General features: G+C 67.3%; 11 protein-coding genes and 1 pseudogene. 7 read left to right on the top strand and 5 right to left on the bottom strand.

What is annotated here, in order from left to right:
• Positions 1 to 31: 31 nt before the first annotated feature.
• Positions 32 to 1,507 carry an aldehyde dehydrogenase (NADP(+)) gene (locus AB0H75_RS05835; RefSeq protein WP_367791021.1) on the bottom strand — a complete coding sequence of 492 codons (1,476 nt, stop codon included), beginning with the start codon at positions 1,505 to 1,507 and terminating at the stop codon, positions 32 to 34.
• Between the two features lie 105 nt (positions 1,508 to 1,612).
• Here AB0H75_RS05835 and AB0H75_RS05830 point away from each other — a divergent pair, with 105 nt between their 5' ends.
• From AB0H75_RS05830 to AB0H75_RS05820, 3 genes are all read left to right on the top strand, one after another.
• Positions 1,613 to 2,869: a glucarate dehydratase family protein gene (locus AB0H75_RS05830; protein ID WP_367791018.1), complete on the top strand. Its 1,257-nt coding sequence runs from the start codon at positions 1,613 to 1,615 to the stop codon at positions 2,867 to 2,869.
• A gap of 332 nt (positions 2,870 to 3,201) precedes the next feature.
• Positions 3,202 to 4,332 carry a hypothetical protein gene (locus tag AB0H75_RS05825; protein WP_367791015.1) on the top strand — a complete coding sequence of 377 codons (1,131 nt, stop codon included), beginning with the start codon at positions 3,202 to 3,204 and terminating at the stop codon, positions 4,330 to 4,332.
• A 687-nt stretch (positions 4,333 to 5,019) separates the two neighbouring features.
• A complete protein-coding gene (locus AB0H75_RS05820; RefSeq protein WP_367791012.1) occupies positions 5,020 to 5,421 on the top strand; it encodes an ester cyclase in 402 nt (133 codons plus the stop codon).
• 1,040 nt (positions 5,422 to 6,461) lie between these two features.
• On the opposite strand, the gene AB0H75_RS05815 is transcribed toward AB0H75_RS05820, so the two are convergent.
• Both AB0H75_RS05815 and AB0H75_RS05810 read right to left on the bottom strand, forming a co-directional pair.
• Complete coding sequence (locus tag AB0H75_RS05815; protein ID WP_367791010.1) at positions 6,462 to 6,791, bottom strand: DUF402 domain-containing protein; 330 nt, start codon at positions 6,789 to 6,791, stop codon at positions 6,462 to 6,464.
• Positions 6,792 to 7,325: 534 nt separating this feature from the next.
• Complete coding sequence (locus tag AB0H75_RS05810; protein ID WP_367791008.1) at positions 7,326 to 7,787, bottom strand: TspO/MBR family protein; 462 nt, start codon at positions 7,785 to 7,787, stop codon at positions 7,326 to 7,328.
• A 1,418-nt stretch (positions 7,788 to 9,205) separates the two neighbouring features.
• On the opposite strand from AB0H75_RS05810, the gene AB0H75_RS05805 reads away from it, so the two are divergent.
• Complete coding sequence (locus tag AB0H75_RS05805) at positions 9,206 to 9,517, top strand: hypothetical protein (protein WP_367791005.1); 312 nt, start codon at positions 9,206 to 9,208, stop codon at positions 9,515 to 9,517.
• A gap of 169 nt (positions 9,518 to 9,686) precedes the next feature.
• Here AB0H75_RS05805 and AB0H75_RS05800 read toward each other — a convergent pair whose 3' ends face one another.
• Both AB0H75_RS05800 and AB0H75_RS05795 read right to left on the bottom strand, forming a co-directional pair.
• A complete protein-coding gene (locus AB0H75_RS05800) occupies positions 9,687 to 10,328 on the bottom strand; it encodes a response regulator (protein WP_367791002.1) in 642 nt (213 codons plus the stop codon).
• On the bottom strand, positions 10,325 to 11,578 hold the full coding sequence (locus AB0H75_RS05795) for a sensor histidine kinase (protein ID WP_367790999.1): 1,254 nt from the start codon (positions 11,576 to 11,578) through the stop codon (positions 10,325 to 10,327). Before AB0H75_RS05795 ends, AB0H75_RS05800 begins: the two co-directional genes overlap by 4 nt.
• A gap of 113 nt (positions 11,579 to 11,691) precedes the next feature.
• On the opposite strand from AB0H75_RS05795, the pseudogene AB0H75_RS05790 reads away from it, so the two are divergent.
• The 3 genes and pseudogenes from AB0H75_RS05790 to AB0H75_RS05780 all read left to right on the top strand — a co-directional run.
• Positions 11,692 to 12,333 (top strand): annotated as a pseudogene (locus tag AB0H75_RS05790) (ABC transporter ATP-binding protein); the annotation flags it as partial.
• A gap of 74 nt (positions 12,334 to 12,407) precedes the next feature.
• Positions 12,408 to 13,172: an ABC transporter permease gene (locus AB0H75_RS05785; protein WP_367790997.1), complete on the top strand. Its 765-nt coding sequence runs from the start codon at positions 12,408 to 12,410 to the stop codon at positions 13,170 to 13,172.
• Between the two features lie 91 nt (positions 13,173 to 13,263).
• Positions 13,264 to 14,040, top strand: a complete 777-nt coding sequence (locus tag AB0H75_RS05780; RefSeq protein WP_367790994.1) for an ABC transporter permease — start codon at positions 13,264 to 13,266, stop codon at positions 14,038 to 14,040.
• Positions 14,041 to 14,468: the final 428 nt, after the last annotated feature.

The raw sequence follows: 14,468 nt of genomic DNA, 5'->3' as shown, positions 1-14,468 counted from the left end.
CTCGCAGTCGGCGAGCCGCCAGCAACCGCCCTCAACCGGCGAGCTGCAGCCGACCGTCCACTCGACGCGGGATGCCCAGCGGGTTGCCGTCCTTGAGCTCGTCCGGCAGCAGCGCCTCCGGCCAGTCCTGGTAAGCGGTCGGCACCAGCCACCGCTCGATGGCCGTCGCCCCGACCGACGTGGACGCCGAGGTGGACGAGGGCCACGGCCCGCCGTGGTGCATCGCCCAGCACACGGCCACCCCGGTCGGCCACCCGTTCCAGATGAGCCGCCCGGCCTTGCGCCCGAGCACCTCGACGACGTCACCCGCCTCCCCCGGATCGGTGCCGTGAACGGTGGCCGTCAGCGACCCGTCGAGCCGTTCGAGCACCGCCCGCAGCTCGGAGACCTCCCGATACGTCACCACGATCGACGCGGGCCCGAAGCACTCCTCGCCGATCCCCGGCAGCTTCCCGGCGAAGGTGTCGAGATCAGTGGTGAACACCTTCGGCGTCACCGCCCAGCTCCCCTCGCCCGCCTTGCCCTCGGCCAGCAGCCGCAGCTCGCCGAGCCGTTCGACGCCGCCCAGGTAGCCGTCCCTGATCCGCTCGGCCAGCATCGGCCCGCCGCTGGTGCCCTCGACCGCCTCCACGAGGGCCTTGCGCAGCTCGTCGCCCTCCGGCACGAACATCAGCCCCGGGTTCGTGCAGAACTGCCCGACCCCCAGCGTGAGCGACCCCGCGAACCCGGTCGCCACCTTGTCCACCGGCGCGGACGGCAGCACGACCACGGGGTTGACGCTCCCGAGCTCCCCGTAGAAGGGGATCGGCGTCTCCCGCTCGTCGATCAGCTTCTGGATCGCCTTCCCTCCGGCCACCGACCCGGTGAACCCGGCCGCGACCACCAGCGGATGCCTGACCAGGTCCGCGCCGGCCTGCATGCCCTGGACCAGCCCCAGCAGGTCCGGGTACGGCAGCGCCTCGCGCACGATCTTCGCCACCCGCTCGGAGGTGTTCGGGTGCCCGGGGTGCGCCTTGACGACCACCGGGCATCCGGCCGCCAGCGCCGAGGCGGTGTCGCCGCCGGCCACGGAGAACGCGAACGGGAAGTTGCTCGCCGCGAACACGGCCACCACGCCCGGCAGCGCGTGCTTCATCCGGCGCACGTCCGGCCGCGGCGGGGCCAGCGAGCCATCGGCGTGGTCGATGATGGCCTCCAGGTAACCGCCATCCCTGATCACCTCGGCGAAGAGCCTGAACTGCCCCGCCGCCCGCGCCACCTCGCCCCGCAGGCGCGTCTCGCCGAGCGCCGTCTCCTGGTCGGCGAGCTGCCACAGCTCGTCCACGTGCGCGGCCAGGGCGTCGGCGACCACTTCCAGCGCCTGCGCCCGCTCGGCCGCCGGGGTCGCCCGCCAGGCCTGCCCGGCCGCCGCCGCGGCGGAAACGACCAGATCGACTCCGGCGGTGTCGGTCTCTGGCAGGCCGTCGCCCACGGTCTGGCCGGTCTTGGGGTCGTGTCCGTAGATCATCGAATGGCCCTTCGGAGTCTTGACACTTCTTCAGCCCAATTCTTACAGTTTTGGATACTTGTCCACAAATCTGGCTCTTGTTCACATATATGGACGGCGGTTGAGATGATCATCAGGGAGATCCACGTCACACCGGTCGCCTTCCGGGATCCACCCCTGCTCAACGCCGCCGGAGTCCACGAGCCGTGGGCCCTGCGCACCATTGTCGAGGTCGTCACGGACGAGGGACTGACCGGGCTGGGCGAGACCTACGGCGACCTGGGCCATCTCGGCAAGGTACGCGAGTGCGCGCAGGCCCTCCTCGGCCTGGACGTGCACGCCACGCACGCGATGTACGCCCGCGTCGCCGCCACCGTCGGCGACGTGGTCACCGACCTGCACGGCCTGACCGGCGTCGCGACGAAGGAGAAGAGCGTCGACCGGATCTTCGCCCCCTTCGAGGTGGCCTGCCTGGACATTCGCGGCAAGGCCGCCGGAGTGCCCGTCGTCGACCTGCTCGGCGGACGCGTGAGGGACGCCGTCGAGTACAGCGCGTACCTGTTCTACAAGTGGGCCGGGCACCCCGGCGACCAGCCCGACCGCTTCGGCGCGGCGCTCGACCCGGCCGGCGTCGTCGAGCAGGCCGCCCTCCTCATCAAGGAGTACGGCTTCAAGTCGATCAAGCTGAAGGGCGGCGTGTTCCCGCCGGACGAGGAGGTCGCCGCGATCAAGGCCCTCCACGAGGCGTTCCCCGGCGTGCCGCTGCGCCTCGACCCGAACGCCGCCTGGACCGTCGCGACCTCCATCCGCGTCGGCCGCGAGCTCGAAGGCCGGCTCCAGTACCTGGAGGACCCCACTTCCGGCATCTCCGGCATGGCCGAGGTGGCCGCGTCCGTCCCCATGCCCCTCGCCACCAACATGTGCGTGGTCACCCCCGAGCACCTGCCACCCGCCATCGCCTCCCGCGCGATCGGCGTGCTCCTCCTGGACCACCACTACTGGGGCGGCCTCGTCCGCTCCTCGCACGTGGCCAGCCTGTGCGAGACGTTCGGCCTGTCGCTGTCCATGCACTCCAACTCCCACCTCGGCATCAGCCTGGCCGCCATGACCCACCTGGCCGCCGCCACCCCGAACCTCACGTTCGCCTGCGACACCCACACCCCCTGGCAGGACGGCCAGGACGTGGTCGTCCCCGGCGCGCTGCGCTTCGTCGACGGCGCCGTCCCCGTCCCCGCCGGTCCCGGCCTGGGTGTGGAACTCGACCGGGACGCGCTGGCCCGCATGCACGAGCAGTACGAGAAGTGCGGCATCGTGGCACGGGATGACACGACGTACATGCAGCGTTTCACCCCTTCCTTCTCCGCCGAACGCCCCCGCTGGTGACTCCCAGGACCCGCCCCCTTCTGCCACCCACGCCTCGCGCCACCCACCAGCCCTGCCACTCCCCCCTCGCCGCCCACCGCCCACCCGCTCGACCATCTCCCGGCCCTCCCCGGCCCTCCCCGGCCCCCCCCGACCCTCTCCGGCCCTTCCCTGTCCTGGCCTGGCTTCGCCTGTCTCCCGTTCCACCCCGCTGAGACCGGTTTCCAGCCCTCCCCCTGTCGCCTGCCCGCTCGTGGGACCGACTTCCATTCCCTCCCTCATCCGCTCACCCACCCGATGACCCGTCAGCCGCACGACCGTCGTCGCAATCACCCCAGGAGCCGAGTAGCCCCATGAACATCGCCTACGTCTACCCCTGGGACGTGGTCGGCGACCCGTCCGCCCCCGAACGCCTGGCCTCGCTCGGCGTGGACGCGATCGCGCTGGCCGCCAGTTACCACTCGACCCGGGCCGCCACCCCGTACCACCCGTCGCACCGCGTCCTGGACGTCCCGCATCCCGCCCTCTACCTCCCGGTACGCCCGTCCGCCTGGTCCCGTCTCGTCCCGGCGTCCCCGACCTGGACCCCGGCCGACGCCTACCTACAGGCCAGGGACGCCCTGAAGGCGGCCGGCCTCCCCGTCCACGCCTGGACTGTCCTGACCCACAACTCCCACCTGGGTGCCGCGAACCCCGATCTGGTCGTCCGCAACGCCTTCGGCGACCCGTACCCGTACGCGCTGTGCCCCGCCCACGAGGACGTCCTCGACTACTGCGACCGCCTCGTCACCGAGATCCTCACGGTGGCCGCTCCCGACGGCCTGATCCTGGAGGCCTGCGGCCCGATGGGCTTCGGCCACCAGAGCGTCCACGAGAAGACGTCCGGCGCCGACTGGACCGCGCTCGACTCCGACCTCCTCTCCCTGTGCTTCTGCACGTCCTGCGCTCCCCGTTACCCGGAGCCCACCAGGGCGAGGGTCCGCGAGGCCATCGACCGCACCACCCCTGCGGCCGCCGACCTCACCACTGTGGAGCAGGTCCTCGGCCCTCTGGCGGACGAGGTACGCACCATCCGCGTCTCCCTGTCGGCAACCCTGCGCCACCGCCTGCTGGCCACGGCCCGCGAAATCGCCCCCGACCTTCCCCTCACCCTGCACGTCAACCCGGACCCCTGGGCGACCGGTGCCTTCGCCGCCCTCCCGGAAGGCGATCCGGTCGCGGACGTCCTGGTGGCCAACTGCTGGGGTGACCCCGCCCAGGACGCGACCCGCCTGACCCGGCTGGCCGACATGTCCACACCGGCCCAACGGATAGGCGCCTATGTCCTGGCCCTGCCGCCCCGTCCAGCCGATCCCGCCGTCCTGGCCGACCATCTGAGGACGTACGCGAAGGCCGGCGCTACGGAATTCCACCTGTACCACGCGGGCCTGGCCTCCCCCGCCCGCCTGACCGCCCTGGCCGAAGCCCTCCGCCAGCTCGCCTGACAGCCCACCACCGCAGAGCACCTGATCGGAACCCCACAACCCCCGGCACACCATCCATCACCAGGCCCACGGCCACACACCTCCCTACCGGACCGCCCTCCTCCCGAAGGGGCCACGTCTTTCCCCTTACCAAGCAAGCACCCCGAACCCTGGAGACCGCCACCTCGCATACGCATGAACGAGAAGCCCCCACGCACCCACTCCCCGCCCCGCCCCACCCCGCCCGAGACCGAATCCAAAAGCCCGCCTGACCTCGACCAGGTCCCGACCCGGTTCCGACCCCGACCTGGTCCCGATCCCAACCCGACCCTGACCCTGACTCCGACTCCGACTCCGACCAGTGCAATCCGCCATCACCATCCGGCAAGCCTCCAGCTTTGCCACAACCTCCCATCCCTTCCTCAACGGCATAAACCAACAAACCCCAGAACGCTGTCCAAGAGCCCGCCCCGACAGAGAACTCCGCGAAACCAGGCCACCTCAGCGACAGACGATTTCCTGCCCTCGCTGTCGCGAGCGAATGGGCCGCCGGTCGGCCCACCGCGCCACAAGCCTGGATGGATGGGCCGGCCCTGCGCGGCCCGCGAGCGGCCGAGGCCGTTTTCCGGTATTTGCCCTGGCGCGGTCCGGAGAGGAGGCTTGCTCGTGAACTGATCGGATCACTGACCCTCGTGAGGAAGCAGACTGGTGTCCGAACGGAACAAGGCAGCCGCCCGTACGGTGTTCAGCGTCTGGAACACCGGTGATCTCAGCAGGCTCGATGAGATCATCGCGCCGGACGCGGTGCATCACGACCCGTACGATCCGCACGGAAGCGAAGGACTTGCCGGCCTGAAGAAGAGCATCGAGAGCAGTCGTCGTCTCTATCCGGACCTGCACATCCACGTCGAGGATCAGATCGCCGAAGGCGACCGGGTCGCGACCCGATGGGTCGCCGCCATGACCCGCGACGGAAAGCCCCATAGGCTGGCGGGAATCACCATAGACAGGTTCAAGGCGGACAAGATCGTTGAAGCGTGGCGCAGCATGGACATGCTCAGCCTCGTCCGCGCGGAGAAGGCCGACCCGCCGCGGCACACTGACGCTTGACACGGAGTGCACTGCCGCCGCTGGCCACCGATGGCGCCGCCCGCTTACGTGCCGGGACGACACGCAGGCACGCGTACCTGCTGATGGCGAGCACACAAACGGACGCCCGCATCCGCTCTCCATAACCCACAGGCCCTGACCGAAGTCCGCGTCGAAGCCGCCACAGCCGCACTCGTCGATCTTGAGGGATGTCTTCGCTGGTAACGGCTTCGGGAAAATAGGGGGAATAGAGGCGTGCCCGGGCATGCAAACCGAACGCCAAAGACGAACGCCGCTATGACTGGGCCCTGATCGCCACCAACTGCCCCACCCATCGCCTACTGATCCGCCGCTCCCTGAACAATTGTTCTCCCCACCTGACTTCTAGCTGCGCCACACTCCACGGTCAGCCCTGACGGTCAGCCCTGACGGTCAGCCCTGACGGTCAGCCCTGACGGTCGGCCCCCTTATCACGCCTGGTCCGCGTGCCCGGAGCCCGCTGCACAAGCAAAGAACCCTTCCAACCGGCATGAACGAAGCCGCCTTCGCCCTCTACCAGATCCGGCCCTGTCCCACCTGACCCCGGTACATCATCACCCTGGCCGTGTTCGCCCGGGACCGGCTCCCCCTGGCCTTCATAGCCGTCCCCCTGCCGCCCTCGCCCCCAACCTGCATCACCGAGCAGCACCGGCGGCCAACTCATCGCGATCTCTGCGAACGACATCCGCCACCTGTTCGCCCTGCTGACCCGGCCACCCCTCAACGAAGGCCGCACCCTGCAAGGGCCACACCGGCGACGACGCCACCGAACTCGCGCCCGCCAAATCCACCGCCAGCGACGACAACTCAAAGATCGATAAGTGTGGCTGGAACACCAAGCCGTGCAATCGCCTTGATCAGATCCGCAGGTTCTCTTCCAGCCCCAGAAACCAATCCGCAAGAAACTTCAACCACAAGCCAACAAGACCATCCGCCTACCGGCCACTCACTTACAGCCTCGCTCACAGCCGTATCCGCCGCCCTCAACGAGCCGACAAGCCCTCATCGGCGCCTTCCGGCACTCAGCCCAACAGGGCCAGCCATTCCACATGCGCGCCCCCGAACGGCCCTCGCCTGTCCCCCACCACACCCATCAACCACCGCGCAGTACTTTCGGCCCGCGCCACCAACTCCGGCGGGTACCCTAGCAAGACCTGGTGTTCGGCGAACTCATCCTCATCATCAAGAATGAGCCCCCCATCCCGCAGCCTGATCACATCGAGATCCAGGTCTATCATCGTCACCTCTCCTTCTCGCCATTCAGGCACCGTGGTGACGTCCACGTAAACCTCGCTGCGGTTGGGCGCCGAGTTGAAGGAAGCTGTCCACCAGGCGTCCCGCGGGAACAGCATGATCGCCGTAGTCGTCCACGTAACGGTAGGCCCTTCTCCCTTACGCGCTACCGTCCCGCAGGGCACCCCCACCCAAACCCCGTGCTCATCCTCACCCAGCACCCGCCCCGGGTGGTTCCAGTGCAACGCTCCGTCGTATTTCCGATACACCACTCGCACATCGCCCACACGAACAGCTTGTCCAGAACCAAGCCCCGCAACCGCCCGCAAAGCGTCCCTGGCCTACCGGCTACGCGCCCGCCCCCTCCGGGTAAGCCCTGAGACAGAAAGAACATCAGCATCGATGGCCCACCTTGGCTCCGGCCACCCGCAGTCCCAAGACGCCTTCACAGCCGCTTCTCTTCACCCGCGTACACGGGAATCCTACACGGCGAAAAACGCCCGTTCCTTCAAAGCCCGCCCATTCCCCCGACAGCGAACGACCGGACTCGCGCTCCCAGTCCTATGAATCCCCCGAAGCGAACCAATTCAAATACTTGACACGCCCGCAAAACACCCGAACCCACCACAGTGACGTTCTGAACACCTACCAAGTCACCGATTACGCCGAACGATGGAGGCATTAAGGGCAGTGGCGAACAAAGTCCAGGCCGCATAAGGCACCAATGCGGCGCCTGCCGTACGATCCGCCTTCATCGCCCGACGGATCAGTGCCACGTTCGAAAGGTTGAGCACCGCGATCTCGGCCAAAGCCAACCGAGGCGACTTCGCCCGGAAGAAGAGTGCGGGCCATCCGGCATTGAGCGCCAGGTTCCCGGCCAGCGCCCGCCCGAAAGCCTCCCGCTCCTGCCCATCCCCCCGTGTCAGTGCTCTCGCGCTCCCGAACGCGATGAGCGCGTAGAGCGGTGTCCACACCAGCGGGAACGCCTGTGCCGGCGGCTGCCAGGCGGGCTTGCGCAACCGCCGATACCAGCGACTACGAGGATCCGTTCCCAACGACCCCGCAGCCGCCGTAGCAGCAGCCGCCAGACCAGTACGGACCAGCGCTTTCCTCATCGACATCGCCATAGCAGATGCCACTGCCCCAGACATTCCAGCCTAAGCACCGACACATCTCCCATACGCAGCCGCATCACGAACGCCACCTCAAGCCGCGACCAGGATCACGCACGAGCCCGGGATCCTGGTGACAAGAAGCACGTCGAGTTAACCGTCCAGAGGCCACCAAGCCACCTACGCGGAAAACGCCCAAACCGCATGAACCGCCAGGTAGATGGCTATCCAAGCGATAACTCCTCCTGTAAGGACTCCGGCTTCCTCGGATATGCGTCGAAGCCGTGCGACCACTACTGCCCCAGCCCGGATACAGTCCACGGCGTTCCTCCTTCAGCTGATTTCGCAGCCGTATCACCTGCCCAGGGCCGCTGTCGAAGTCTCGACGACGCCGCACCATCCGCCCATCTCCATGGTCACAGCACCACAACCCGGGGCATGCCCGGGATCGACGCCCGCGGGAAGCCGCCCTGAAACCTGGACTCCCGGAGTGATCGACACAGCACGTCCGTCCACGCCGGCAACGGCGTCGCCGAAGTCCTTCACCCCACCCCCAGACCAGAAGGCGAAGGCGAGAAGAGCCACGAGAACCCCATCGAGGTCGTCCGCATTCGGGCCCGGCAGGGGCCAGCAAGGACCGACACGGTGGATACGCTGGCCGCGAGTTCGGCGTCCACCACGTGCGTCCACCCGTGCGTCCACCCCGTGCGTCCGCTGCTCAACGCTCTCCGTCGGGTCCGGAAACCAGCGATCCGGCCGAGTCGTACCAAATCAGTGTCTGCTTCCTCGCCTTCGGAAGGCTCGCCACACGCACCCCAACTGCAGCACTCAAGTGCGCCCGGCACCGCCAGGAACCAGCTCCCTCCGGAGGTCAGAGCTTCGACCAGATGCCGCAGCACACGGTCTCCATCCCAGGCAGCGGGGACCGGGGCGGCGTAGTCACGGACTTCGGCCTCCCATATGCACGTGTCATCCAACTCGCCGAGGTGTAAGCACCGACGCCGCCCTATTCACCAAGCCAACATACGCCCACGTACGCAGGACTAATCCGCTATCCCAACGTACCGAATCGTCATATGACAGCTTTGTACGAGAACCGCCTCCGCGACAAACCGCTTTTACCACATGCCATACATGCACTTCTACTACCACCCACCCATGTCACACATCTCGACAAGCAGTCCGCAAACCGCCATCACGAGATCACCGAGGATTGCTTTCCTCTCCCCGGAAATGTGGGCCAGGTCGGATGTGACGAATCCTCGGAGTGAACCACTCAACACCGAGAAGTACAAATCCATACCCGACGCCGATCTCCCGCCCAGCACAATCTCGCGATAGTTGCCACCATGGACTCCAACAAGTGAGACCCGGTCACTACAAGCCGGCATCTCTCCCGACCACCGCAAAGGTAGGAATGCGTGGACGTCCAGACGGAGATCCTCGGTTTGAAACTCCGTGTCGAGGCGCTGGAAGCACAGATGCTCTCCGGCTCAGACCGCGCAACGACCGCGAGCATCGTCATCGCCCTGCGAACGGACATCGCCGAACTTCGAGCCGACGTAGCTGAAGACCTCGCCGCGTGGGGCGACGAGCTGGCCGGCGTTCGCCGCCAGCTCGACGACTCCGTCAAAGCCTTCCGTTCCGACCTCGCGCGAGTCCTGGACCTTCTTCGCTGCGAGATGATCGATCTAGGAATCAGATTCGATCGCCTCCTGGAGAACGACACCTGATCTGGTGACGGCCCGAGGCCCCCGGCCCCAGCCCGGGGGCGCCCACTCGTACATCCGTCCACGTCCACGGAACCCGATACCGGCCACAATCTCATCGAATCCAGCAATGATCACAGGACGTCTCATCCTTCAGCAGTCGCTGAGGCGTCCTGGCACCACCCCACTCCGCTCAAGGCGCAGCCGAAACCAGCCCGCTCTCATAAGCGGCGATCACCAGCTGCGCACGATCCCGCGCTTCCAGCTTGGCCAGCAACCGGGTGATGTGTGTCTTCACTGTCGCCAGGCTCACCTGCAGATGATTCGCGATCTCCCCGTTCGACAACCCGCGTGCGATCAACAGCAGCACCTCGCGCTCCCGGTCTGTCACTCCCTCCAGCCCTTTCACCTGCGGAATGACCGGACTGCGCGTGAACTGCTCGATCAACCGGCGCGTCACCGTGGGCGCGAGCAACGCCTCTCCACCCGCCACCACCCGGATAGCGGTCAGCAGATCAGCAGGTGGCGTGTCCTTGAGCAGGAACCCGCTGGCGCCGGCCCGAAGCGCGTCATAGACATGTGCGTCCAGGTCGAACATGGTTACCACCAGAACTCGCGAAACATCCTTGATCTGCCGAGTGGCCTCGATACCGTCCATCTCGGGCATCCGCACGTCCATCAGCACAACATCCGGCCTCTGCTGCAGGACGACCGCGACCGCCTCTGCCCCGGTGGCGGCCTCCCCCACCACGGCGAGGTCGGGCTCGGAGTCGACCAGGACCTTGAAACTTCCCCTCAACAACGCCTGATCGTCTGCGATGACCACCCTGATCACGCGACCTCCCCGTACGGCAATCGCGCGAAAACCCGGAACCCCCGATCGGGCAAGCTTCCTGCCTCCAGTACACCGCCGTACATCATGACCCGCTCACGCATACCGATGAGCCCATGCCCGGCACCCGCGGAGGGCAACGTGCGCCTTCCGGGCCCGTCATCGACGACTTCGATCCAGACATCCTTCTCATCAGCGACGACCGAGACCCGGCACCATGCCGGTGCGGCGTGCTTGATGACATTGGTGAGAGCTTCCTGCACGATGCGATAAACCGCCAGCTCGACCCCTTCCGGCAACCGCCCATCGGCGATGTCATCCGTTCTGCTCCTGCCTCTGGGCGTGTCCACATCCCCTTGCTCGTCGGCATCGCCGATGCGAGCCTCGAACTGCACATCCACTCCCGCCAGCCGTGCCTGCCGCACCAAGCCCTCCAGCCCGGCAAGCCCCGGTACCGGCACTCGATCGGCGGCTTCGGAGGTCGATCGCAGCACCCCGAGCAGATGCCGCATCTCGACCAAGGCGCTCCGGCTGGCGGTCTCGATCACGCGCAGAGCGTCCTGCGCCTCCTCCGGTCTGGTCGCGATCACATGATTCGCCACGCCTGCCTTGACCGCGATCAGACCGACGCTGTGCGTGACCACGTCGTGCAGCTCCCGCGCGATCCGTAACCGCTCCTGTGTCACCGCTTGCGCGGCCAGCCGCTCGGCGTCCCGTGTCGCATACAGCCTGCGCTCGTACACGGCCCGTCCGATCGTCCAGGCGCCGCCCAGCGCCGCTACCCCCATCAGGGGCTCATCGAGGTTGAGAGCCCACGACGGGACGGCCTCACGCGGCGTGCCTGTCACCACCAGCCCCACGACGGTGAGCAGGCTCAACGTCCCGATGGCCGAGACCGGCACCACGCTGCCGGCCCGATCGGTCAGCGCGACGACGTAGAGCGCGTACGCGGACGCGAAATAGGGAAACGCGACGACGTCTGCCACTTGAGCCGCGACCGCGACCGCCAGAGTGAACAGGAACACGGACATCGGCCGCACTCTTCGCAGCGCCAGCGGCAGCCCCAATCCGAGCGGCAGGATGATTCTCACCCAAGGCGGCACCCCGCTGGCGTTGGCTGCGGACGTGAAGTACGCGAAGGCGATGACGAACCCCGCTGCCAGGTCGAACATGACCAACTGCCCACGCTTGAGCCGTCTGGCGAACAAGGGGTGCTTGTCCGTGCTACCCGCCGTGCCGAAGGTCCCGTTCACGCGATGAACCGTAGCCGCTGCTGCGACCCCCGCACGTCAACCCAGGGTCTGACCTTGAAGTTCGGACCCTGGTCCGACGCGCCGCCCGCCCTCGCTCGGCCAAGCTCGACGCCGTGATCGAACTCCAGCACCTCACCAAGCGTTACGGCGGCACGCTCGCCGTCGATGACCTGTCCTTCACGGTCGAGCCCGGTCACGTGACCGGGTTCCTGGGCCCCAACGGAGCGGGCAAGTCGACCACGATGCGCCTGATCCTGGGCCTCGACGCTCCCACCTCCGGTCAGGCATTGATCAACGGCCGGCGCTACACGACGTTCCGCAGGCCGATGCGCGAGGTCGGCGCCCTGCTGGACGCCAATGCCGTCCACGGCGGGCGTAGTGCATACAGCCACCTCCTCTGCCTGGCCCGCACCAACGACATCGGCGCCGTGCGCGTGGCGGAAGTGCTGGAGCAGGTCGGCCTGGCCGGCGTGGCGCGCAAACGCGTGGGCGGCTTCTCCCTCGGCATGAAACAACGCCTGGGCATCGCCATGGCGTTACTCGGTGACCCGGGCGTGCTGATGTTCGACGAACCGGTGAATGGCCTCGATCCGGATGGTGTGCGCTGGATCCGGGATCTCATGCGTTCGCTGGCCGCCGAGGGCCGCACCATCCTGTTGTCCAGCCACCTGATGAGCGAGATGGCCCTCACCGCTGAGCGCATCGTCATCATCGGCCGGGGCCGGCTCATCACCGAGGCCACTGTCGCCGAGCTGACAAGCCGCTACCCGTCGCTCGAAGACGCCTACATGGCTCTCACGGCCGACAGCATCCAGTTCGGAGCGGCCCGATGAAGGCGGTGATGTCCTCCGAGTGGCTCAAGCTACGCTCGCTCCCGTCGACCTACCAGGCGATGGGCGCGGCGGCTCTCATGGTGGTCCTGGGCATGGCATGGACGTTCTATGTGAGCGGCCTGGCCGACCAGCGCGGATCCCTGCGTGCGGCGGCTCCGGAGGAGGGCTTCCTCCCACTCGTCCAGATCAGCCTGTCGGTCCTCGGCGTGCTGGCCATCACCAACGAGTACAGCACCGGCATGATCCGCACCAGCCTCATCGTGGTCCCGAGCCGCAGCACCTTGCTCCTGGCCAAGACCATCATCGTCGGCCTGGTGACGCTCGTGGCGGCGAACGTCATCCTCCTGCTCACCTACTCGGTGAGCCGCCTGATCGCGGACGGCCACTCCCTGGGCTTCAACACGACTCCTCTAACGGACGATCTTCCGATACTGCTGGCCTCCGGCTTGTCGGTGACCGCGCTGGCCCTGGTCGGACTGGGCCTCGGCACCGCTGTCCGCTCGACCGCCGCCGCGGTCGGATCCGTTGTGGCGGTGCTCTTCGTCCTGCCCGGCGTCGTGAATTACCTTCCTCCGCCCTGGAACAGCCGCATCGCCACCTTCCTCCTGCCCAACCTCGTCCCGCAGATGGCAGGCGAACGCCTTTCGACCCGTCTCGGGGACGGCCTCCTCTCCCCCTGGGCCGCCCTCGCCGTGCTCGTCGCCTATCCAGTCGTCGCACTCGCCATCGGCCACCACATCCTCAGGAGAAGAGAAGCGTGATCACCCCGAGATCGACTCCACCGCGTGGCCAGCCCATCCCACGCGGCGGCAAAGGCCGCGCCCGTCTCGTCATCTTTCGGAGAACGTCATCATGAGTGTCCTCGCCGCCGAATGGTTGAAGATCCGCTCGGTCCGCTCGACGTACGTGATCCTCGGCATCAGCCTGGCCACCGTCCTCATGGGTTTTGCTCTCGCGACGATGGCCGCAGGCGCATTCGACAACGCGCCTCCGGCCAGGCGTCCCGATGCTCGTATCTCGGAGCTGGAGGAGGCCATGGTGATCGTGCCCCAGCTCTGCATGGGCATCCTGGGCACGCTGGCGGTGACCTCGGAGTACGTGACGAGTCTGATCAGAACGAGTTTCACCGTCGTGCCCCGCCGCTGGCCCGTTCTCGGCGCCAAGGCGGTCATCGTCGGCACGCTGGGTCTGCTCGTCGGTCCTGTCGCCGTCTTCGGCACCTATGCCGTCTCCCGGCTCGCGATCGGTAACCGGTTCTCCGGGGCTTACACCGGCCCGTTCATCGACAAGCTGCCGATCCTGGTCGCCACCGGCCTCACGGTTCCGGTCTTCGCGCTGCTCGGGCTGGGTCTGGGTGCTCTGCTGCGCTCGGCTGCCGCGGCCATCGCGGTCATCACCGGCCTCGTCTACGTGTTCCCCATCATCATCGGCAACATCCCCGAGCCGTGGAGCGAGCGCCTTGGCTCGATCATGATCGGCGGCCTTCCCCGCCAGATCACCGGTGGCAGCAACGACTCCTCGGTGTACGGCTCACTGCTGTCACCCGCAGCGGCCACTGCGGTCCTGCTCGCCTACGCGATCCTCCCTCTCCTGGCAGCCATCTGGGCAACGCAGCGGAGGGACGTCTGACAACAAGCGCCGAAGGACCACCTGGCATACATCCGCTGCAGCCAGGACCGCTCCTGACTCCTCGCGACGACGCTCGGCTTGTGGGCTTTGTGGAGGGGTTCACCGCCCACGCAGTGGTCCACCGCCCGCACAGTGGTCACCGCTCACACAGCGGTTCATCGTCCGCACACAGTGGTCCACCGCCGGCACAGTGGTCCACCGCCCGCGCAGTTATCCGCCGCATGCGGTGCGTCTGGTCCGCCATGTCGCGCTTCCCGGCCTCACGCCGGAGATTCTGATCAGTGCTGCAGTTCACGCGGCAGCACTTCCTGACGCCCGAGGTCCTGACCCGTGCTGCAGCTCATGCGGCAGCACTTCCTGGGCTCCTGTTTTGTCGGGCTGTGCCGGACCCGGGACCCGGGGCGACGCGATCGTCGGACGCTGGTGTT

This window comes from Nonomuraea sp. NPDC050783 (assembly GCF_040802095.1).
Lineage (GTDB): Bacteria > Actinomycetota > Actinomycetes > Streptosporangiales > Streptosporangiaceae > Nonomuraea.
This window is presented reverse-complemented; position numbering and strand designations above follow the sequence as displayed.

Bases quoted from the DNA above. Each gene is read 5' to 3' on its own strand.
- AB0H75_RS05825 (WP_367791015.1), top strand. From the start codon at position 3,202: ATGAACATCGCCTACGTCTACCCCTGGGACGTGGTCGGCGACCCGTCC.
- AB0H75_RS05785 (WP_367790997.1), top strand. From the start codon at position 12,408: ATGAAGGCGGTGATGTCCTCCGAGTGGCTCAAGCTACGCTCGCTCCCG.
- AB0H75_RS05780 (WP_367790994.1), top strand. From the start codon at position 13,264: ATGAGTGTCCTCGCCGCCGAATGGTTGAAGATCCGCTCGGTCCGCTCG.
- AB0H75_RS05810 (WP_367791008.1), bottom strand. From the start codon at position 7,787: ATGAGGAAAGCGCTGGTCCGTACTGGTCTGGCGGCTGCTGCTACGGCG.
- AB0H75_RS05835 (WP_367791021.1), bottom strand. From the start codon at position 1,507: ATGATCTACGGACACGACCCCAAGACCGGCCAGACCGTGGGCGACGGC.
- AB0H75_RS05815 (WP_367791010.1), bottom strand. From the start codon at position 6,791: ATGCTGTTCCCGCGGGACGCCTGGTGGACAGCTTCCTTCAACTCGGCG.
- AB0H75_RS05830 (WP_367791018.1), top strand. From the start codon at position 1,613: ATGATCATCAGGGAGATCCACGTCACACCGGTCGCCTTCCGGGATCCA.